Genomic DNA, 22,449 nt, shown 5'->3' with positions numbered 1-22,449 from the left:
CATAAAAATAGAAGGAAACATATAAGTCTCCTTCTATTTTGATTCATATCCTATTGTACGTTAAGTTCATCCTGATGGATAAACCCTGCCTTGCCACCTGCAGAAACGTAATACCATTCATCCTGCTTAAAGATGACAGTAACCTTTGCGTTTTGTTTCAACTCAGTAACTACTTCATAACCTTCTTCAAAAGGTTCGGATCTTACTGCAACATAATCTTTGTTAACTGTTGCATTGCCATCTTCCTGTAATGGAAGTCTGCTTATTTCCAGTGGTGATTCTTCGGTAGTTTCTTCGGTGTTATTGCTATCTGCTTCTTCTGTACTGTCGTCTTCCTCTGTACTGGGTGTATTGATATCACCTTGTTTCAAGGAATCTTTATTTTCCACTAGATAGCTTCCGTCTACCCATCCTGTTTTGCCGTTTGCAGTGATTTTGTACCATCCGCCATTATGGCCGACTAAGGTTACTTTTGTGCCTTGAGGCAATTGAGTAATTACATCAAAGCTTGTAGTTGGTCCTGTACGGAAGTTCAGATAATCGGCACTTGTGTACATCACTTTGCCGGCTACACTAGTATCAACATAGTATTGAGCAACACCAGATGGTTTTGTTGTCTTACCAGGCTGGCTGTTGAATACTGGTACTTCGAAATTTAGAACCTTATTATCTATTAAACTGTACATGGAGTCCATTTTCCCTGCCTGGATCGTTGCCCACATAACGTGTGTCGCATATTGAGGATGACCTGGGCTATCCGGGTTCCACCTCATTTTGTATAATGTGTTTTGTCCATCATTGATATAATTGTCAGCAATATCAGCAGCACCGCCGATAATAGCATCTTTTACTGTGAACCATTTGTTGTCAAAAGCATATTTTGCTCCGCCTCTAATAGGATCACTATCTTTTGCTCCATATCCATACACATTGTATACAGTATGTTTTGCATCCTTTTCTGCAACGATATTCCCTTTATCATCAACAGGTATCCCTTTAGCTAAGCTGGATGCACCATTCCCTGTTTCATGCAGTGCATGGGCGATTAAATATATTTCGTTTACATTATTTGCTTTTCCTGCTTGAATAAAAGCATTGGCTTGTCCTGTCAGTACACCTTTATTTGATAATACTTTCGTGTTTATCTCTGTTGGGTCCACTCCCGCACTTTTTGAAAGATCTAAGAACTGGAAATATTCACTTGAGCTCGGATCAAAATTACTAGGATTCGCATAGTATTCTATCATTGAGCGGCTCGCTATGTAGATTCCCGCTCCATCAACCTTTGGTGTTCTTGTCATCTGAACATCTACCATGTGTGAAAAAGTGTAATTATAGTTAGTCTTTTCTACAATTACTAATGGATTGGTGATCCGGTCCAGTAAACGGACAAGGACTGCAGCTGTTTCCCCTCTTGTCGTGAAATCTTTAGGTGCAAAGCGGTTTCCGCCTTTACCAACCATTATGTTCAAATATAACATGTACTTTACAGATGAATGGAAAACCGGATTAATCTGACCGTTATCTGAAAATGTCAACGGCTTTTCCCCATATACAAGACCCTGAGCAATTGCGGCACGGTGGATAATGGATGCCATCTCCTGCCTTGTAATATTGTCGTCTGGTTTGAATTCACCACTAGGATATCCGGAAATAAAACCGTGACTTGTACCAATCGAAATGGCTTCATAATACCATTCGCCTTCACTGACATCTGAAAACTCTTTCGTACTGCCATTTACAGAGAGATCAAGCGCTCTTACTAACAATGAAGTAAATTCCGCCCGGCTAACTTCCTTATCAGGCTTGTATGAACCATCCTCATAGCCACTGTAAACCCCCTTGTTGACAAGTGTACGGATCGAATGTTCAAAGAAGTGTCCAGTGATATCATCTGCTGCATAGCTGACTTTTGGTGAGATGAATCCAAGGACTAAGGTTACACTTAATAAGTATGCAAAAAACTTCTTCATTTCGTGACTTTTCCTCCTTTATTATTATGGAAATTTATCTATAAAAATCTTCAGCAATTATTTCCAATTGTCTATTGAAAATATCGCGGATTGTGATATATTGTAATGAGTAGAGAAATGCTAGATTGTTGGTATATTAGTCTTGTAATCTATTCAGATTAAACATGAATTCCCACATGCACAAGCATACATTACTTTCTGCATTTGGTAAAGAGTCTATTGTCACTAATTTCTAACGGGTTTTTGTTGGAAGATTACTAGTTTTCCGTCCATTACTAAAAAATCATTTTACATAAAGAAAGGAAAATAGCAAATGCACAAAAAGATCCTATCCTCCGTATTATTCATTATGATGGTGAGCTTCATCTGTTTGAGTCAATCTGTTTCCGCGAATACATTGCCAGATGTTCCCGAAAAGTATAAAGATATGATTAATCCATTAATCGAAGAGGGGATTATCACTGGTTATACAAATGGTACTTTTAAGCCAAATAATAATGTGACAAGAGCAGAAGCAGCTACAATGATCGGGAGAGCCCTTCATTTAGATGGGAATCAGCAAGCCTCCAGTTTATTTTCAGATGTGGATGTGTCACACTATGCTTCAGGATATATTCAGTCAGCAGTGAACAAAGGAATTGTATCGGGTTATCCAAATGGTACCTTTAAACCGGATGATTCCATTACTAGAGGAGAAATGGCGGTAATCGTATCGAGAGCGTTTGAATTGTCGGACAAAGCTAATGTAACCTTTTCGGATGTTGTCGGGACGAGTTATGAGTCATTTATAAGTAAAGTTTACGCTGCAGAGATTGTATCAGGTTATCCTGATGGTACTTTCAAACCAGATAAACCGATAAACCGGGCAGAATTTTCGATCATGGTGTTCAGAGCATTGAATCCGGTTGTTGATAAACCACAGCCCGCACCTGCTCCGAAGCCAGAACCGAAACCAGAGCCTGCACCTGCTCCGAAACCTGACCCGGAGCCAGACAAGCCTATCGCTACGAAATATGTGAATGTAACTACATCACTTAATGTAAGAAGCGGACCAGGTACTTCATATTCTAAAGTCGGAAGTTTATATCGGAACAATGAAGTGAAAGTGCTGAAGTATTCCGGGGATTGGGCACAAATTGAATCAGGCAGCATCATAGGGTATGTTCATGCTGATTACTTAATGGATCAGCCGGAAAAATTAAGAGGAATCATCACGATTGATCCAGGTCATGGTGATCACGATCCAGGCGCTACAGCAAATGGAGTTAAAGAAAAGGATATTAACCTGGATGTGGCAAAATATGTTCGTCAGTATCTCGAAGCGGAAGGAATCAAGGTAGTGATGACAAGAACTGATGATACGTTCCTTTCCCTGGGCAGACGTGTAGAGATCGCAGAGAATGCCAATTCTGACGCTTTTGTCAGTATCCATGCAAATGCAGCAACTGCCAGTGCGAATGGTACAGAGACTTTCTATTCTACAGCTTCGAGGGCAACAGATAGTAAGAAGCTGGCTGAATTTATCCAGACAAGGCTGGTAAAAGCATTAGGTACGAATGACCGTGGAGTAAAGGAAGGCGGCTTCCAGGTAATTAAGTATAATTCATTGCCATCAGCGCTGGTTGAATTAGGGTTCTTAACTAATACAGGTGATGTGAAGATATTGCTTGCTAAAAAGGAAGAAGCCGGAGAAGCAATTGCTCAAGGGATAATGGATTACTATAATTGGAAGGAATAAAGAATGAAAAAACTGTACTTTATTATTGCGCTGTTTCTTTTAATAACTAGCAATAGCTTGGAAGTAATGGCAAATGACACCAAGGAATCACCTGATAAGGAAAGAATTATTGTAGGATTTGATCAAACAATTGATTTACATGTTTTGGATGGAATACCTTATGAATTACATCATATGTATGAAAGCATTCAGGCGATCTCTATCTCATTACCATCCCAGTACAGGGACATGCTTTCAGAAATAGAAGAGGTGGACTGGACTGAAACAGACCAGCTGATTAAAACAAATATCCAATTCAAAAGCTGGGGCAATGCGGCTATCAACAGCAAGTTCTATGAACAGAATGGAATTACAGGGAAAGATGTCAAGGTTGGTGTGATCGATACAGGTATTAAACAGAATCATCCTGATCTCAATGTTTCCGGAGGGATCAGTTTTATTGAAGGAACTTCATCTTATGAAGATGATAATGGTCACGGGACACATGTGGCTGGTATTATTGCAGGACTGGACAACGAGGTTGGTGTAGTAGGTGTTGCACCGGATGTGAACCTTTATGCAATTAAATCATTAGACATAAATGGGGAAGGCCGTCAAGCAGATATTATGGCAGGTATTGAGTGGGCAATTGAACAGGAATTAGACATAATAAATTTAAGTGTCACGACCCCGATCCCGTCTATTTCATTAAAAAAAGCCGTGGATGCTGCAGATGAAGCAGGAATTCTGGTGGTAGCATCTTCCGGAAATGCCGAAGAGGATGGCCAGGTTACAGATGATGTTCTTTTTCCAGCCCGCTTTTCCAATGTGATTAGTGTAGGATCTGTAAATAATCAACTAAGAAGATCGGAATTTTCTTACCAGGGTCCTTCATTACAGTATGTCGCACCAGGTGAAGATATTTTAAGTACGTATTTTGAAGAGCCTGATTATGTGGAAATGAGCGGAACGTCGATGGCTGCACCTTATGTCACGGGTATTCTGGCGCTTTATAAAGAAGTTTATCCGAACATTGATAAAAATTCTTTGATGAAAATTATAAACAGTAATGTGGAAGATTTAGGTGCTAAGGGAAGAGACGATGAATACGGATATGGACTGATTCAGGCTCCTGACAGCTGGTTTTGGGATATAGATCCATCGATATGGTTTGCAGATTATGTGTATTTTTTACGCCAGTCTAATTATATTGGTGGTTATCCTGATGGAACGTACAAGGCTGACAACCAGATAACCAGGGGAGAGGCAGCAACTATTATCGGAACCGTGTTGGATTTGGATGGTACCAAACGACTTACTGATTTTTCAGATGTAAAACAGGATTATTTCGCATCAGGATATATTGCTTCCTTATCAGATGCAAATATTGTTTCAGGTTACCCTGATCAAACATTTATGCCGGCGAGACCGATAACAAGAGGTGAGGCTGCTGTAATTATCCAATCAGCTTTTCAGATACAGATAAACAGCAAAGATCAATTTAATGATGTGGACGAATCACAATTTTATGAAGATGCCGTTAATGATCTGGCAGAATTGGATATTATCTCTGGTTATCCTAGCGGTAAGTTTAAGCCGGATAACCAAATAACACGTGCTGAATTTTCCGTAATTCTTGGCAGACTTTTAAACGAGGAAATGCGTAACTAAAAGAAGCGATTAAGACAATATAGCAAAAACAAAAACCGAACTAACATCGAATTTTTACATTCGTTGCAGTTCGGTTTTATTTGTATTATCGTTAATTTGCAACTGTCAGTCGCTCCGAAGGAATAATTCGAGGTCAAAAGAACAGCACAAATGGAAGCTGTAGAGTTAATATACTATCTCCAGGAAAACAAACAATCCGAACTGAATAAAAATAGTTCGGATTGAATTCATCTTATTACTTCTGAATTACTTGTGCCTGCCATTTGCTTAAGTCTATATTTTCTTTCTCTTTTAATATGAGAGAAGATGGGAAGATAAATCGCCATGGCTTGCTTGTATTTGCTTTAATTGTAAGTTTATCGAATTGGAATCCGCCTTTGGCAATCACTTCGCCTGATGCATCTGTTATCATAATCGGTAATTTCTCAATATTTAAATCGCGCTCTGCACCATTTCTGATTAAGATGGTTACAGATAATTGGTTGTCATCAAGGAATTTAGCTTCAATCCCCATGAAGTTTACTTCCCCGGGTTTTAATGGTTTAGCAGAAGAAACAATCTTCTCTAATTGTTCAATGCTTTCCTGAGCAAGTGATTGTTTCCATGATTCTTCAAGATCTAACTGGTGTTTTCTTTTTAATTCAAATGCAATTGACCAGTTATCATTAGGCTCTGCATCCAATTTGCTTAACTCTTTTTTCGTAAAGCTGAATTTCCATGGACGGCTGCTTTTAGGTGGCAGCTTTCCTGCATTAGACAAGTTGAATTTCTTTTTAATAACTGTCCGCTTTTCTTCATCTAGTAAAACAATACTTGCTTCACCTAAATTGATGGCTTTATTCACACTATGTCTGATCAGAACAATAAACTGGTACTCATGTTTACGTTCCTCTAAATCAACTGTAGTAATGGATAACTGATTTGGCTTTAATGCTTTCGCTTCATTATTATGAAAGGCAAACACATATTTTTCTTCTTCCGGTAAGTTCCAGCTGGGGTGGATGGAAAGTATCGTTTCAACTAACTCATCATTACTTCCATCTGTATCAATCTCATTTCCAAGCACATCTGCTGCACTTACTTCCTGCTCATTTCTGGAAACTTTATTTTTTTTACGGTCTAAAAAAGGAAACATACTGCGATCACTTCTCCTCTTCTTTCATTAATTTAAACATGATTGCTTTGAAAGAACTAACAAAAAACTGGTGAATTTGACCTTCTGTTTGTTTATACATCCATTCAAAGATCTGGTAACCTTCTTTTGTATAGATTTGAATCGGATCTTCCTGCTGGTAAGAACGCATGCCAATTCCGTCTTTTAATCTTCCCATTTCCTCCAGGTGTGTTGTCCAGTTACGATCAATGACAGATAGAGCACCTTTACGAACATGTTCTTCTGCCATTGTATCATAGTTTAATTTGGCGAAGACTTCAAAATGCTGCTGTAACAAGTCTTTGATAAATGGTTCCACGGCATCATATTCTTCTATACGGGTATCCTCCGGAATCTCGACGAATAACACTTCATTCAAGCTTGTAATAAGTTTCTCCTGCTCCCACTGGTCTGGTAAAAGTTCCGGATCAATGAAACGGTCAACTAAATGATTAATTACATCCTCTGCATACTGGCTGATTAATTTCACAACCTGTTCTTCAGTTAGAATTTTGTCACGCAACTGATAAATCACTTTGCGCTGTTCATTAATTACCTGCTCTAACTGAAAGTTAAATTCACGGAACTGGAAATGCTGCCCTTCACTTATTTTTTGAATGGTATCGATCCATTCATTTACTTGTTTATTTGTCACTACTCCGTTTTTATCTGCAGTAACTTTATCTTTGACGCGCTCCATCAGGTCATGCCCGAAGCGTTTCACAAGCTCGTCCTCTAGTGAAATAATGAATTGGGAAGAACCAGGATCTCCCTGACGTCCTGAACGGCCTTTTAACTGGTTATCAATTCTTCTGCTTTCATGACGTTCTGTTCCGATTACATGGAGACCGCCAAGTTCAGCAACACCTTCACCTAACATAATATCTGTTCCGCGTCCTGCCATGTTTGTAGCAATCGTAATTTGAGATTTTTGCCCTGCGAGTGAGATCAGGTGAACTTCTCTTTCAACACTTTTCGCATTCAGCAACTGATAATCCAGTTTTTCTTTATCCAGGTATTTCGCGACAATTTCCGACTGAATAATAGAGGTTGTACCAATAAGGATTGGCTGTCCTTTTGCGTGGCGTTTTTTCACTTCTTCTACTAAAAAGTTATATTTCTGCTCTTTCGTTTGGAAGATCATATCTTTCATATCTTCCCGTATAACTGGTTTGTTTGTTGGAATAGGAATAACATCCATTCCGTAAACTTTCTGAAATTCTGCTTCTTCCGTTTTTGCCGTACCAGTCATACCGCCAATAACAGGATACATGTGATAGTAATTCTGAATGGTAATAGAAGCCTGTGCTTTATTTTCCTCGGTTACTTTAAGTCCTTCTTTAGCTTCTATTGCCTGATGAAGCCCTTCACTTAAACTTCTTCCGTCCATAATACGGCCTGTATTCATGTCAACAAGCTTAATTTCGCTATCTTCCACAATATAATCCACATCACGTTCGAAAAGTACTTTCGCTCTTAATGCCTGATTCATGTAATGATTGAGAGCACGGTGTTCCAGATCATAAAAATTATCGATTGCGAAGATCTTTTCGATTTTATTAATTCCGTCTTCTTTAAAATTAACTGTTTTTAATTCAAGGTCATATTGATAATCTTTGCCTTCTTTTAATGTTTTTACTACTTTGGAACAGACCTGATGAAGGTTCTCGCTTAGTCTTGCTTTCCCTGCGACGATCAGTGGTGTCTTCGCTTCGTCTATTAACACACTGTCCACTTCATCAATAATTGCATAATGATAAGGACGCTGCACTTTTTGGCTTGCGGCATAGGTCATATTATCTCGAAGAAAATCAAAGCCGAATTCTGTTCCAATACCGTAAGTAATATCTGCCTGATATGCTCTCACTTTTTCGTTGGGATCCATACCTGGTACATTGATTCCGACGGTTAGACCAAGGAAGGAATGAATTTGCCCGATTAAGTCACGGTCACGCCTTGCCAAGTAATCATTCACAGTAATCACGTGAACTCCTTTGCCCTCCAACGCACGCAAATAACTCGGAAGAGAAGCTACTAACGTTTTCCCTTCACCTGTTGGCATTTCTGCAATATTTCCTTCTAATAGTACAAGCCCGCCAATTAGCTGGACATCATAGTGACGCAGTCCCAGAACTCTTTTGGAAGCTTCTCTCACTGTGGCAAATGCTTCTACTTTAATTTGTTCAATTGATCCGCCGTTTTCTAAGTATTTTTTGAATTCGGTTGTTTTATTTTTTAACTGGCTGTCGGATAATTTTGCATAAATCTCTTCCAGCTGGTTGATCTCTTCAACTATTCTTTGGTATTTTTTATATACTTTATATTGTTGGGATTCTTTCCATTTAGTTATTAAATTCATGATATTAACGCTCCTTGTAAACTTTCACAAATAACTACTAAAATAGTATAACATGAATGTCCCTTATTTAATATCTATCCAATAAAAAAAGTGACGATTCTCTGTTGGAAATGAGAACCATCACATTGGGAAATTCATATGAAAATTAATCTATGCTCGGCTGTGCTGTCAGAGAGCTTGATGATTGATTGGGGGCAAGCACATTTGTCGTCGTATCCATTGATAAGTGTGAATTCAATGTGTTGGATACATTTGCAAGGCTGGTTTCATCGACCTGATAATAATAAATATTATCAATATAGGTGTCTGTGCCGTCCAATGTATATGTCTCAATATTAATATTACCAGTTTTTGCATAGGAAATCAGACTTTGCATTTCATGGAATGTCATATTTGTTTTCATATTATCTCCGACAGCTTCCATGATATCATCATATTTTAAAACAGAATCAACGGATAAAGCACGCTTCATGATCGCCTTAATAATTTCCTGCTGACGTTTTCCGCGTTCAATATCATTGTCAATTTTTCTCGTTCTTGCCAAAGCTAATGCTTCTTCACCATCCAGCTGTTGCACACCTGGTGTTAAGTGAATCGCATTTGCAACATCATTGGAATCCTGTTCATATATTTCTACAGGTACATCGACTGTAATTCCGCCTAAGGTGTCTACAACATCCATGAAGGCATTAAAATTCACTCGTACATAGTAATCAACAGGTACGTTGAGGAAACTTTCGACTGTTTCAATTGTTGCTTTAGGGCCGCCATATGAATGGGCATGATTAATTTTTGTATATCTGTCTCTTTCGGGAACGTACGTATACGTATCGCGAGGAATGCTTAACAGTTTTACACTGTGATCTTCACTATTTAATGTCGCTAATATGAGCGCATCGGATAATTTGTTGGTTTGATTAGATTCTAATCGTTTCTCACTTTCGTCAATTCCGATGAATAGAATGGAGATATTGTCTTGTTGAGGGTCTACTTCTACATCTCTTAGTTCGGAGCCTTCCTCTCTACCATCATCTTCATATGAATCTTTCACAACTTCTTCTGCTTTATTGATGAGGTTCATTGCATAAACCCCAACTCCACCAGCTAGAAAAAGAACGAATACTAAAGCAAAGATCAGTCTTCTCATTCTTTTCCGCTTTTTTGCAATCTTTCTCATTTCGTTTCGGGATTCTGACATATTTTATGCTCCTTAACAAAAAATTTAGCATCAATTTACATTTTACTATGAAATAAATTAACTGTCACTATGGAAAAGATGACGATTATATTAAAATTTGACGACAATTGATAGATTTTCAGATCTCTTCTATTCAAAAACCGCATAATACTGGTTTTTCTGCAGGATTTATAGATCTGCTTCATAACAGTATATGAGGATATTTTATGTCCATATTCATAACGGAAAAAAGATTTTTAATTTTTTAAAACTTTAATGCTACTTTTTGCCTCTGGAAATTGATTATAGAAGTGAAGGGAGGTGATAGTAATGGCAGTTGCAGAAAGAGTTGATTCAAGATTGCAGCTAGTTTTCGAGAGCGGGATTGATCCGGTAAGTGGTGACATGACATACAAAACGAAATCATTCAACAATGTAAAAGTGAATGCAACATCAGATCAGTTGTTAGCAATTACGGATGCTTTAGTACCGCTTCAGCAGCAAACATTATTCCAAATCAAGCGAAACGATGCGGAAATAATCACTGCAGAGTAAGCTTGATTAATTAATAGGAAAGGAGGTGCTTCCATTGAAAACAATTGAGTTAAAATTTGAGAATGAAGAAGGAAAAACAGTAACGGTTTCCCTAGACGAACCGGTTGAACCGGTAGATCCACAAGTAGTCAATGCGGCTATGGATGCCATTATCGCCGAGAATGCTTTTTTTTCAACAGGTGGGGATTTAATTGGTAAGAAAAGTGCCCGTGTTGTGGAAAGAAATGTAACAGAAATTGAATTGTAATGGATGGGGGAGAGGGGCTGTGTTCTGTTTGCAGCTCCTTTTTTCTAAATATAAGAAAAGGAGTGTAGTTATGGACCAGACATGGATAGCGTTAATCACTGATTTAGGATTTCCGGTTGCTGTAACTTTTTATCTGTTACACCGCATCGAAACAAAATTAAACACATTAATCGAATCCATTGTCGCACTGCCTGAGAAGATGCGATGAAAAGAGGAAAAGGACAGGGGGGATAATCCTGCCTTTTCCCTTTTGTTCCCTTTTTTGCTTATCAGTGTCCCACTTACATAAATTATGGTATAATGCACGCACGGAGCACTACATCAATCAGAACAATCACATACTTTACTTGGAGGTTACGAGGCATGGAGGAAACGATATCGCTGAAAGAAATACTTAGTATACTGAAGAAACGAATATTACTCATTGTTGGTTTAACTGTTGGAGCAATATTAGTCAGTGCATTAGTTAGTTTTTTTATGATAACTCCAACCTATGAGTCTAGTACTCAATTTATCGTTAACCAGGAAACAAACGAAGCGAATGTTGTGGATTATAATCAAATTCGTTCGAATGTAGAAATAATTAATACGTATAACGACATCATTAAAAGTAACCGTATACTTAGTCAGGTGGTCGAAGAACTGGATTTAGCGGTTTCTGCCAACCAATTAGGCCAGAGTATCACTGTTTCAAGTGGACAGAATTCCCAGGTAGTTACATTAACCGCAAGTGACACTGACCCTGATCGTGCAGTAGAAATTGCTAATACTACCGTACAGATTTTTCAAAATGATTTACCAGAATTAATGAATGTAAATAATGTGAATATACTAACAGAAGCTATGGCTGCGGCTGATCCTACACCGGTTAGTCCAAAGCCCTTGCTCAACATTGCAATCGCCATGGTTGTTGGCTTAATGGCAGGTGTCGGGCTTGCTTTCTTACTGGAATACTTAGACAATACGATAAAAGATGAACAGGATATTGAAAATAAACTGGAATTGCCAATTCTCGGTGTAATTGCCCATGTGGCGGATGAAGATACTCAATCAACAAGAGCGTCTCAGAATAGTCCGAGAAGAGAGAGGGGGAGCATGAGTGGTCAGAGGAAAAAAACAGTTTAAAAAAGGTGTAAAGATGCGTCAGCTGATTACAAAATTAAATCCGCGCTCACCCATTTCAGAGCAGTATAAAACAGTTCGTACAAATCTCCAGTTTGCTTCAGTAGATGGAGAACTGAATTCTTTATTGATTACATCATCCGGGCCTGCTGAAGGGAAATCAACTATTACTGCTAATCTAGCAGTTGTGTTTGCACAGCAAGGCAAGAAAGTTCTCTTAATTGATGCCGATATGCGGAAACCAACATTGCATTATACCTTCCAAATGGATAATCTTCAGGGATTGAGCTCTGTCCTTGTTGGGGGGTATACTCTGGACGAATCGATTATAAGCAGCGAGATATCCGGATTGGATTTGCTTGCTTGCGGGCCTATTCCGCCGAACCCTTCTGAGTTGTTAGGTTCAAAGAAAATGGAGCAATTAGTAGAAGAAGCTGTTGCTCAGTATGATCTGGTGATTTTTGATACACCACCTGTACTTGCTGTAACAGATGCACAGATTCTGGGCAATTTATGCGAGGGTGTTGTGATGATTGTACGGAGTAAACAGACAGAGTATGAATCAGCACAAAGGGCGAAGGAATTATTGGATAAAGGAAATGCTAAATTACTCGGTGTCGTATTAAATGATAAAGAGATTAAACGAGGTTCACAATATTACTATTACGGGACAACATAATAAGTGCCTATCCTTCATGATGAGGGATAGGCATTTTTATTTATCAAGTACCACAATCATTATGAAATGAGAATTTTAATATTTAGTAAACTAGTCGTTTTGCAGAAGAATTATTCTGAGGAAGGATGAAAATTTTGACTATTATAATGTAAAAAAATCAAATTAATCAGTATTTTATGTATAAAATGGTCAAAAATGGGGTAATTACTTACGAAGTGTTTAATTGCAGGGAGGGAAATGAAGGTATGTTATTTGCATCGAAGATTGGTAGTGTTAGAGAAATGAGATGAGTTAAACGCTTTTTTTTATAAAGAATGAAAGCTTAAATGTAATGACAGAAAAGGTGTTGATACTTAATGATAGATTTACATTGTCATATCCTGCCTGGAAGAGATGATGGTGCGAAACATATAACGGAAAGCATAGAAATGGCGAAAAGTGCAGTTTCGCAGGGAATTGACACGATAATTGCCACACCTCATCAATTAAACAGCAAATATAATAACTATAAAATCGAAATAATTGAAGCAGTACAGCAGTTAAATGAAATATTAAAAGAATCAGATATTCCTCTTACAATCCTGCCTGGTCAAGAAACACGAATAAATGGAGAAATGATTACAGATTTAATAAATGGACAGCTTTTACCCTTAAATGAAACGAGTGGTTATTTATTCGTGGAACTTCCATTCAATCATGTTCCACGTTATACAAAACAACTTCTATTTGACTTGCAAGTGCAAGGAGTCAAACCTATTATTGTTCACCCTGAAAGAAACAACGAATTAATAGAACACCCCAACATATTAGTTGATCTTGTTCGGGAAGGTGCTTTAACTCAACTAACTGAAGCAAGTGTTACTGGTCATTTTGGGAAAAAGGTTAAAAAATTCTGTATGCAATGTATAGAAGCAAATCTAACTCACTTTATTGCATCAGATGCTCACAACGTGAAGACAAGAGGCTTTGTTACAAAGGATGCCCACCGTGTGTTGAAAAAAGAATTTGGCACACAGGTCACTTCCTATTTTATGGACAATGCTTATGCTGTTGTTCATAATCAACTAATCATTGGGGGAGCGCCAGGAGAAATTAAAAGCAAGAAATTTATGGGTCTCTTCTAGTTAAAAGAATCCAACCTTTAAAGACATAAAGGGAACTGCGGAGAGATCCGGTTAACGGATGTATTCAGCAATAAAAATATGTACAAGGTTGTTTTGGCTATGAAATTTCGGGGAAGAGGTATGATGTCGGGAAAACACTGAAGTTTGCAAACACATGATTAGAATTCTGTATGGATATTGTAAAGGTAGCTAGCGGAAAATAATACATTTAACAGATTTGAGGGTAAGAGAATAAATAGAAATCCTCCTCTTATTAATGAAGGAACAGGTCAAAAGTTATTACATAATATTAATAATTAATGGAGAGGTTGGGGCTATAATGAGCTACAAACTAAGAATATTTCTATTAGTGTTAATGGATTCTCTCATTGTTAGTACAGCGATTTTTATCGCCACATGGATTGTTTATCCAAATAACGATTTTGACTCTCTTAATAAATTGTGGTTAAGTGCATTTGCATTGTTAGCACTTCATCATATATTTGCAGCAAAATATAAGCTTTATCATAAAGTATGGTCCTATGCAAGTATTGGTGAGATGATCGCAATCGTTAAAGCGATCACCTTTTCAATTGTTACAACAGCCATTGTTCAGCTTCTCATCAATGATTTTTCTATTTATAAACGTGCCTTAATCGTAACATGGTTATTACATATTGCACTTATCGGTGGTTCAAGGTTTGTTTGGCGCGTCTTCCGTGATAATTGCATTAATGAACAAAAATATAAGAAGCGGACATTAATCGTTGGTGCCGGTTCAGCAGGTGCGATGATTGCAAGACAGTTAAAAAATGAACCGAAACATAATGAATTATACCCAGTTGCTTTTGTGGATGATGATATAACAAAGCACAAAATGCAATTATATGATTTGCCAGTAGCAGGCAGTACAAAAGATATTCCTGAATTGGTGAAAAAATTAGCGGTTGAACATATTATAATTGCGATCCCATCTTTAACAAATGGAGCCCTAACGGAAATGGTTACTATATGTAATGGCACAAGTGCAAAAGTACAGATGGTACCGAAAATTGAAGATATTGTTTCAGGGAAAGTCTCGGTTAGCACTTTGAAAAATGTGGATGTTGAGGACGTACTTGGCCGTGAACCGGTAGAGCTTGATATTAATTCCATTACTGAATATGTAACGAATAGAACGGTGATGGTAACAGGTGCTGGAGGCTCCATCGGGTCAGAAATTTGCAGACAGCTGGTGCGGTTCAACCCAGAGCGGATTTTACTGGTCGGTCATGGTGAATTCAGCATTTACTCAATTGATATCGAACTTCGACAAAAGTGTGGTCATACCGAAATAGAAATTATTCCTATTATTGCAGATGTTCAGGATCGCAATCGAATGTTTGAAATTGTCAATGAGTATAAACCTGAAATTATCTACCATGCGGCAGCTCATAAGCATGTACCATTAATGGAATACAATCCTCATGAGGCATTTAAAAATAATATCATTGGAACGAAGAATGTAGCAGAGGCTGCCGATACATTCGGTATTCACACATTTGTTCTTATTTCCACAGACAAAGCTGTTAATCCCACTAATGTAATGGGAGCAACTAAGCGTGTAGCAGAAATGATAGTTCAGGATTTAGCTGCTAGAAGTGAAACAAAGTTTGTTGCTGTAAGATTCGGAAACGTACTCGGAAGCCGCGGCAGTGTTATTCCGTTATTCAAGAAACAAATTGAACGGGGCGGTCCTGTAACAGTTACTCACCCTGAAATGACCAGATACTTCATGACAATACCAGAAGCATCGAGACTCGTTATCCAGGCTGGCACATTAGCAAGTGGCGGTGAAATTTTCGTGTTAGATATGGGTGAACCCGTAAAAATTGTTGATTTGGCCAGGAACTTGATTAAATTATCTGGCTATTCAGAAAATGAGATTCCAATTGAGTATACCGGGATCAGACCAGGTGAGAAGATGTATGAAGAATTACTCGGCGAGAAGGAAGTGCATCCAGAAGCAATCTATGAAAAGATTTATGTCGGAAAGACGGTTAACGTGAACAAACGCTGTCTAGTAGATTTAATTGATTCTTTTAATGAGTATTCTAAAGAAGGATTAAAAGAGCAGTTAATGGCAATCGTATATGATGAGCGAAGGGGAAGGCTGAAGCTAGTAGAAGGTTAGAGGTTTTGGGCTTATTCTTTATTAGAAACTAGCATTAGCATGGTCTTTATTAAAATTATGTGATTTGTCTTGCGGAAAATGTTAGGTAATGTCTCCTTTGCCTTTATCAATGGAGGCTCTCGGTCGCGTTTTGGGTATGAGAGCCTAAGACGCTAGTTGTCGGTAGTTTGAGATGGGATTGGATGCCCAGGTTTAAATATGAACACAAAAGGATTGATAAACCATTTATAAATTCTCCGGTGATATTCATACAAATTTAAGTTGGTTCGACAAGTTTTTTAGTGGCTTAGCAGTTAGTTGGAAAAATGGGGTTCCAAGAAAGTTCTAATTTACTAAAATTAACCAGGGAAAGGAGTCTAGATATATGCAGTCAACAAAAGTAAAAGAAAGAATATACCTTTCTTCACCTCATATGAGCGAGGAAGGTTATGAAATGCAATACATAAAAGAAGCTTTTGATACCAACTGGATTGCTCCCCTAGGCGAAAACGTGAATGAATTTGAAAAAGAGCTTGCAGAGCTGGTTGGTTCCAAAGCTGCTGCAGCACTTTCCTCGGGAACAGCAGCCATTCATCTGGCGCTAAAAGCAGCAGGCGTTGGAGAAGGTGATATTGTATTTTGCCCAACCCTCACTTTTTCGGCTACTGTTAACCCTGTCATTTATCAAAATGCCACTCCGGTGTTTATAGACAGCGATTATGAAACATGGAATATCAGTCCTAATGCATTAGAAGAGGCATTTGAAAAATATCCACAGGTAAAGGCAGTAATAGTTGTCCATTTATATGGTTTATCTGCAGATATGGACAAAATAATGGAAATTTGCAAGAAACATAATGTGGCCGTTATAGAAGATGCTGCTGAGTCATTGGGTACTTACTATAAAGGGAAACATACTGGATCTATTGGTGATTATGGTATCTTTTCTTTTAATGGCAATAAGATTATCACTACTTCTGGTGGTGGAATGCTAGTTTCCAATAATGAAGGAAAAATTGCGAAGGCTAGATTCTGGGCGACTCAATCTAGAGATCAGACGAGACATTATCAACACAGTGAATTAGGGTTCAATTACCGAATGAGTAATGTTGTTGCTGGAATAGGAAGAGGGCAACTAAAAGTTTTAGAAGATAGAGTTGTAAAGAAAAGGTACATAGTTGATTTTTATAAGAGAGAACTTGGCGGGCTTGAAGGCGTTGAATTCATGCCAAGTAATGAATGGGATGAACCAAATTACTGGTTAAGTTGTATGACACTAACAGGAAATGTTAGACCAATTGACATAATGGAGGTACTTGAAGGAGAGAATATTGAATCAAGACCAGTGTGGAAGCCCATGCATTTACAGCCTTACTTTGAAAAATATGATTTTGTCGGAAGTGATGTGTCGGAGAATTTGTTTGAGAATGGTATCTGTTTGCCGTCCGATACGAAGATGACGGAGGAGGATCTTTGGAGAGTAATTAAGACTATTAAGAGGTTGTGGTTAGAATAATGAAAAATTCCAAAGGAGGGATATACAGAAGATTTGTAAAGAGACCGATGGATTTCATCCTTTCTTTAGTTGCTATTATTATTCTAAGTCCGGTATTTCTAACAGTGGCTATACTTGTGAGGTTGAAACTGGGCAGCCCAGTTCTATTTAAACAGAATAGACCAGGGATGAATGAGGAAATTTTTATGATGTATAAGTTTAGGACAATGACAGATGAGAAAGACGAAAACGGAAATTTTTTGCCTGACAGTGTTAGATTGACTAAGTTTGGCCAATTGCTGCGTTCTACTTCTCTTGATGAACTGCCTGAATTATTTAATATTTTAAAAGGTGATATGTCAATTATCGGTCCAAGACCACTATTGGTGCAGTATTTACCATTATACAGTGATCATCAAAAACGCCGGCATGAAGTTAGGCCGGGACTATCTGGTTTGGCACAGATTAATGGGAGGAATGCAATTAACTGGGAAGATAAATTTAATCTCGATGTTAAGTATGTAGAAAATGTAAGTTTCATAGGAGATTGGAAGATAATTTTCCTGACTATTAAGAAAGTATTTGTCAGAGAAGGGATTAATTCTGGAAGTACCCCTACAATGGAACCCTTTAAAGGAACAAAAAAAGAAAGAAGAATCGAGTCATGAAAGACAAACTACTTATAATAGGTGCCAGTGGTCATGGTAAGGTTGTGGCAGATATCGCAATTAAAATGGACAAGTGGAAGGAAATAGCTTTCTTAGATGACGATGCGAGTATTAAATCAACAATGGATTTAGAAGTCATCGGGCATTCCAAGGATGTTTATTTCCATATAGACAAGTACGAGGTATTTGTCGGTATTGGAAATAATTCTACCAGAAAGAGACTTCATGAAATGCTAGAAACAATTGGTGCAAGTATTCCGGTGTTAATTCACCCGGATGCCGTAATAGGGTCACAAGTAGATATAGGAGTTGGTACAGCTATTATGGCTGGAGTAATTGTTAACTGCTGTACGAGAATAGAAAAAGGTTGCATTATCAACACTGGTTCTACAATAGACCATGATAATTGGATCGAAGAGTTTGTGCATATATCACCAGGCGCTAACTTAGCTGGTTCAGTTAAAGTTGGAAAATCATCTTGGTTAGGAATTGGCGGGGTAGTAAGTAATAATATAAAAATTACGAATGATTGTAAAATTGGTGCAGGTGCTGTGGTAGTTAAGGATATAAATGACCCTGGTACTTATGTTGGTGTACCAGCTAGGAGAGTTTAAAGCATGAAGAAGAATATTTGGATTTTTAATCATTATGCTACAAACATGTATAGAGATAGGGCAGGGAGGCATTTTTGGTTTGCAGAAAACTTAATTAAAAGGGGATATAGTCCAACTATTTTCTGTGCTTCAACTATTCATAACTCAAGTGATCATATTGATACTGGGGGTAGAATGTATACCTCCGACATTATTAATGGGGTTGCATTTATCTTCGTAAAAACACCTAAATATATTGGTAATGGGAAAAAACGGATCATAAATATGTTTTCCTTTTACAAAAATATTTTTTTAGTTTCAAAAGCTTACGCAAAACAATATGGTAAACCAAAGGTAATTTTAGCTTCAAGTGTTCACCCTCTTACTTTAGTTGCTGGAATAAAGATAGCGAAAAAATTTAATATACCGTGTATTTGTGAAATAAGAGATTTATGGCCAGAAACTTTAGTCGCTTACGGTACTTTAAAAAGAAACAGTACATTATCCAAGTTATTATTTAAGGGAGAAAAATGGATATATAAAAGAGCTGATAAATTAATATTTACAATGGAGGGGGGGAAGGATTATGTGGTATCTAAAAAATGGAATGAAGAAAATGGCGGACCTGTTGATATGAGCAAAATATATCATATTAATAATGGTGTAGATTTAAAAAAATTTAACTATAATAGCCAAATTAATGTTTTGGATGATTCGGACTTAAATAATATTAAGAAATTTAAGGTCATTTATACAGGTTCTATTAGAAAAGTAAATAATATTATGAAAATTGTTAAGGCGGCAGAATATATAGATAGAGTCGGACGGAAAAACATTAGCTTTCTAATTTTCGGTGATGGACCAGAAAAAGAAAAATTAGAACAGTATTGTAAGAGTAAAAACTTACAAAACATCAAGTTTAAAGGCTTTATAGATAAAAATAAAATACCATACATTTTAAGCAAGTCTAACCTAAATATTATGCATTTTGAACAAAATGGTATCAAAAGATATGGTGCAAGTCTAAATAAATTGTTTGAATATTTTGCAAGCGGGAAACCAACTATATCAGATTGTGAGTTTGGATACGATTTAATTAAAAAATATAACTGTGGAGTAGTAATAGATAATGCAAATGAAAAGCAACTAGCTGAGAATATCTTGAAAGTATCTGAATTGTCAAAAGAGGATTACACCAATTACTGTAATAATGCTATTAAAGCTGCGCAAGACTTTGATTTTCAAAAGCTCACTAGAAAACTGGAAGAACTATTTTAAGTTTAAGCTTTTGTATTGAAATTATAGTGTTGTATGTAAAATTTGGAAGTGAAGGCTTGCGAATGATTATTACTTAGCAACAATTTATTCGAGTAGAAAACATTGATAGTACCAAAAAACAAAACTAATTATTTTTTCTTTTGAGGAAATGGATAAGCCAATAATCCTGCCAATTCATCCAAGAACAAGAAAATTGATTAATAAACTAGATATAAAGTTGAATAATGTAACCCTAATAAAACCAGTTGGTTATCTAATGATGTTATATCTTACAGCAAATGCATACATGGTTGTAACGGATTCTGGTGGCCTGCAGAAAGAGGCTTTCTTTCTTAAAACACCATGCACAACACTAAGAGATCAAACAGAATGGGTGGAAACTTTAGAAAACGGTTGGAATGTTTTAAGTTCAATTAATATTGATTCAATTCTAAGCGCGGTTACGAGAGAATTAGACTGTTTGAAACACCCCCAACCTATGTTATTCGGTGATGGGAATTCTGCTGAGAATATATGTAATGCTCTATAGTAAAGGGAGGATACTAATCTTATGAATACTGCTACCTCAACAAGTAATTTGAAGGATAAGTTACTAAGCAAAACTGCAACTCTTGGAGTCATCGGTCTGGGCTATGTCGGTCTTCCGCTGGCTGTTGAAAAAGCGAAAGCTGGATATAAAACCATTGGATTCGATGTTCAAGAATCGAAAGTGGAAATGGTTAATCATGGAGAAAATTATATTGGTGATGTAGTGAACGAGGACCTTGCTGAACTAGTTAAATCCGGAGATTTATTAGCAACTACGGATTTCGAAAAAGTAGCGCAAGCAGATTGTGTAAGTATTTGTGTTCCTACACCTCTAGATAAATATCAACAGCCTGATATTAGTTATGTGAAAGCCTCTGCAAAAAGCATCGTACCCTACATGCATAAAGATATGTTAATAGTGTTAGAATCCACAACCTATCCAGGAACAACTGAAGAACTTTTGAAGCCAATACTTGAAGAATCCGGATTGAAATGTGGAGAGGACTTCTACTTAGCGTATTCACCTGAAAGAGTAGATCCTGGTAATCTAACTTTTAAAACCAAAAATACACCAAAAGTTGTAGGTGGATCTACATCAAAATGTACTGATGTAGCTGCAGCTTTGTATGAAAGTATTTTAGAAGCCCCTATCCATCGTGTTTCCTCGCCAGCGATAGCAGAGATGGAGAAGATTTTAGAGAATATATACAGAAATATTAATATAGGATTAGTCAATGAACTAGCAATTCTTAGTGAAAAAATGGGAATAAATTTTTGGGAGGTTATAGAAGCTGCAAAATCAAAACCATATGGTTTTCAAGCATTTTATCCAGGACCGGGACTGGGGGGGCATTGTATTCCTCTTGATCCATATTACCTGTCTTGGAAGGCGAGGGAATTTGATTTTCATACATTGATGATTGAATCCTCAATGATGGTAAATGATAGAATGCCTGAATACTGTGTGGAGAGAGCTAGCAAAATTTTGAATAAACACAAAAAAGCAATGAATGGCTCAATAGTACTTGTGCTTGGTGTGGCATACAAAAAAGATATTGATGACTGCAGGGAAAGTGCAGCTATTAGAGTAATTAATGAATTAGAAAAAGAGGGAGCAGAAGTTATTTTCTATGACCCATATGTACCAGAATACAAAGCTCATGGAAAAGTTAAAAAGGGGGAACCTGATTTAACAGTAGAATTAATTGAATCTGCGGATCTGGTTATGATAACAACTGACCATACAATGGTAGATTACACGCTAGTCCAAGAGCATGCAAAAGCTATATTTGATACAAAAAATGCTATGAAGGATATAACAAATAGAGACAATATTGAGTTGCTATAGGATAGTATCCAAAAGGATTTCTTCTCAGTGGGCTAGATAAGGAGACATTTCAATGCAATATTTTGTACATGAAAGTAGTTATATTGATGAGAACGTAAAGATAGGAGCAGGGACAAAGATTTGGCATTTTAGTCATATTCATTCGGGTGCAGAAATTGGAGAGAAATGTTCAATAGGGCAGAATGTAAATGTATCTAACAACGTTAAAATTGGTAATGGAGTAAAGATTCAAAATAACGTTTCTGTATATGAGGGTGTGGAATTAGAAGATTATGTGTTCTGTGGTCCGTCTATGGTTTTCACCAATGACTTAACCCCAAGAAGTAAATACCCTAAAGGTAGTGCTGCATATAAAAAAACGCTAGTCAAATATGGTGCTTCTATAGGGGCAAACGCAACGATTATATGCGGAAATACCATCGGTTCCTGGGCCATGATTGCTTCGGGAGCCGTTGTAACAAAAGATGTACCAGACTATGCATTAGTGGCTGGAGTTCCGGCAAAACAAATTGGTTGGGTTTGTGAATGCGGTCTTCCAATAAAAGAAGATTATCATTGTAAAGAATGTGATAGATCTTATAAATTAATAGAAGATAGCTTAACGGAAATTAAAGAATAGGAAAGAGGTAAA

At 37.3% G+C, this 22,449-nt stretch carries 20 protein-coding genes; 16 read left to right on the top strand and 4 right to left on the bottom strand.

The features are described from left to right. Positions 1 to 50: 50 nt before the first annotated feature. A complete protein-coding gene (locus tag BMW36_RS09570) occupies positions 51 to 1,973 on the bottom strand; it encodes an S-layer homology domain-containing protein (protein ID WP_089740650.1) in 1,923 nt (640 codons plus the stop codon). Positions 1,974 to 2,286: 313 nt separating this feature from the next. Here BMW36_RS09570 and BMW36_RS09565 point away from each other — a divergent pair, with 313 nt between their 5' ends. Beyond that, positions 2,287 to 3,711 (top strand): N-acetylmuramoyl-L-alanine amidase, encoded by a 1,425-nt coding sequence (locus BMW36_RS09565; RefSeq protein ID WP_089740649.1) that lies wholly within the window; start codon positions 2,287 to 2,289, stop codon positions 3,709 to 3,711. 3 nt (positions 3,712 to 3,714) lie between these two features. Continuing rightward, positions 3,715 to 5,361 (top strand): S8 family peptidase, encoded by a 1,647-nt coding sequence (locus BMW36_RS09560; protein WP_089740648.1) that lies wholly within the window; start codon positions 3,715 to 3,717, stop codon positions 5,359 to 5,361. Between the two features lie 235 nt (positions 5,362 to 5,596). Here the strand turns inward: BMW36_RS09560 and BMW36_RS09555 are convergent, their stop codons facing one another. From BMW36_RS09555 to BMW36_RS09545, 3 genes are all read right to left on the bottom strand, one after another. Continuing rightward, on the bottom strand, positions 5,597 to 6,496 hold the full coding sequence (locus BMW36_RS09555) for an accessory Sec system S-layer assembly protein (RefSeq protein ID WP_089740647.1): 900 nt from the start codon (positions 6,494 to 6,496) through the stop codon (positions 5,597 to 5,599). Positions 6,497 to 6,503: 7 nt separating this feature from the next. Then, positions 6,504 to 8,873, bottom strand: coding sequence for an accessory Sec system translocase SecA2 (gene secA2 / locus BMW36_RS09550; RefSeq protein WP_089740646.1), 2,370 nt, complete (start codon positions 8,871 to 8,873; stop codon positions 6,504 to 6,506). A gap of 145 nt (positions 8,874 to 9,018) precedes the next feature. Continuing rightward, the gene (locus BMW36_RS09545) at positions 9,019 to 10,071 is read right to left on the bottom strand and encodes an LCP family protein (RefSeq protein WP_245711645.1); all 1,053 of its coding nucleotides are present in this window, start codon (positions 10,069 to 10,071) and stop codon (positions 9,019 to 9,021) included. Positions 10,072 to 10,380: 309 nt separating this feature from the next. Here BMW36_RS09545 and BMW36_RS09540 point away from each other — a divergent pair, with 309 nt between their 5' ends. The 14 genes from BMW36_RS09540 to BMW36_RS09475 all read left to right on the top strand — a co-directional run bounded on the left by BMW36_RS09540 (position 10,381) and on the right by BMW36_RS09475 (position 22,437). Next, positions 10,381 to 10,605, top strand: a complete 225-nt coding sequence (locus BMW36_RS09540) for a DUF1659 domain-containing protein (protein ID WP_089740645.1) — start codon at positions 10,381 to 10,383, stop codon at positions 10,603 to 10,605. A 34-nt stretch (positions 10,606 to 10,639) separates the two neighbouring features. Further along, positions 10,640 to 10,852, top strand: a complete 213-nt coding sequence (locus BMW36_RS09535) for a DUF2922 domain-containing protein (protein WP_089740644.1) — start codon at positions 10,640 to 10,642, stop codon at positions 10,850 to 10,852. A 70-nt stretch (positions 10,853 to 10,922) separates the two neighbouring features. Next, positions 10,923 to 11,060: a YvrJ family protein gene (locus BMW36_RS09530; RefSeq protein ID WP_089740643.1), complete on the top strand. Its 138-nt coding sequence runs from the start codon at positions 10,923 to 10,925 to the stop codon at positions 11,058 to 11,060. Positions 11,061 to 11,215: 155 nt separating this feature from the next. Beyond that, the gene (locus tag BMW36_RS09525; RefSeq protein WP_089740642.1) at positions 11,216 to 11,977 is read left to right on the top strand and encodes a YveK family protein; all 762 of its coding nucleotides are present in this window, start codon (positions 11,216 to 11,218) and stop codon (positions 11,975 to 11,977) included. Continuing rightward, positions 11,952 to 12,653 (top strand): CpsD/CapB family tyrosine-protein kinase, encoded by a 702-nt coding sequence (locus BMW36_RS09520; RefSeq protein WP_425431939.1) that lies wholly within the window; start codon positions 11,952 to 11,954, stop codon positions 12,651 to 12,653. Before BMW36_RS09525 ends, BMW36_RS09520 begins: the two co-directional genes overlap by 26 nt. Positions 12,654 to 13,009: 356 nt before the next feature. Beyond that, positions 13,010 to 13,777: a tyrosine-protein phosphatase gene (locus BMW36_RS09515; RefSeq protein WP_089740641.1), complete on the top strand. Its 768-nt coding sequence runs from the start codon at positions 13,010 to 13,012 to the stop codon at positions 13,775 to 13,777. Positions 13,778 to 14,096: 319 nt separating this feature from the next. Further along, complete coding sequence (locus tag BMW36_RS09510; protein ID WP_089740640.1) at positions 14,097 to 15,929, top strand: polysaccharide biosynthesis protein; 1,833 nt, start codon at positions 14,097 to 14,099, stop codon at positions 15,927 to 15,929. Between the two features lie 337 nt (positions 15,930 to 16,266). Further along, on the top strand, positions 16,267 to 17,424 hold the full coding sequence (locus tag BMW36_RS09505) for a DegT/DnrJ/EryC1/StrS family aminotransferase (protein ID WP_281243025.1): 1,158 nt from the start codon (positions 16,267 to 16,269) through the stop codon (positions 17,422 to 17,424). Beyond that, the gene (locus tag BMW36_RS09500; protein WP_089740638.1) at positions 17,424 to 18,071 is read left to right on the top strand and encodes a sugar transferase; all 648 of its coding nucleotides are present in this window, start codon (positions 17,424 to 17,426) and stop codon (positions 18,069 to 18,071) included. Before BMW36_RS09505 ends, BMW36_RS09500 begins: the two co-directional genes overlap by 1 nt. Beyond that, positions 18,068 to 18,685 (top strand): acetyltransferase, encoded by a 618-nt coding sequence (locus tag BMW36_RS09495; protein WP_089740637.1) that lies wholly within the window; start codon positions 18,068 to 18,070, stop codon positions 18,683 to 18,685. Before BMW36_RS09500 ends, BMW36_RS09495 begins: the two co-directional genes overlap by 4 nt. A gap of 3 nt (positions 18,686 to 18,688) precedes the next feature. Beyond that, entirely contained in the window at positions 18,689 to 19,942 is a 1,254-nt protein-coding gene (locus tag BMW36_RS09490; protein WP_089740636.1) for a glycosyltransferase family 4 protein, read from the top strand. A gap of 148 nt (positions 19,943 to 20,090) precedes the next feature. Next, positions 20,091 to 20,471, top strand: coding sequence for a UDP-N-acetylglucosamine 2-epimerase (locus BMW36_RS09485; protein ID WP_089740635.1), 381 nt, complete (start codon positions 20,091 to 20,093; stop codon positions 20,469 to 20,471). Between the two features lie 21 nt (positions 20,472 to 20,492). Then, positions 20,493 to 21,818, top strand: coding sequence for a nucleotide sugar dehydrogenase (locus BMW36_RS09480; protein WP_089740634.1), 1,326 nt, complete (start codon positions 20,493 to 20,495; stop codon positions 21,816 to 21,818). A 52-nt stretch (positions 21,819 to 21,870) separates the two neighbouring features. Then, entirely contained in the window at positions 21,871 to 22,437 is a 567-nt protein-coding gene (locus tag BMW36_RS09475) for an acyltransferase (RefSeq protein ID WP_089740633.1), read from the top strand. Positions 22,438 to 22,449 lie beyond the last annotated feature (12 nt).

This window comes from Gracilibacillus ureilyticus (genome assembly GCF_900111195.1).
Taxonomy (GTDB): Bacteria; Bacillota; Bacilli; order Bacillales; family Amphibacillaceae; genus Gracilibacillus; species Gracilibacillus ureilyticus.
Note: the sequence above shows the minus strand (reverse complement) of the source record. Positions and strands in the feature narration are given on the sequence as shown.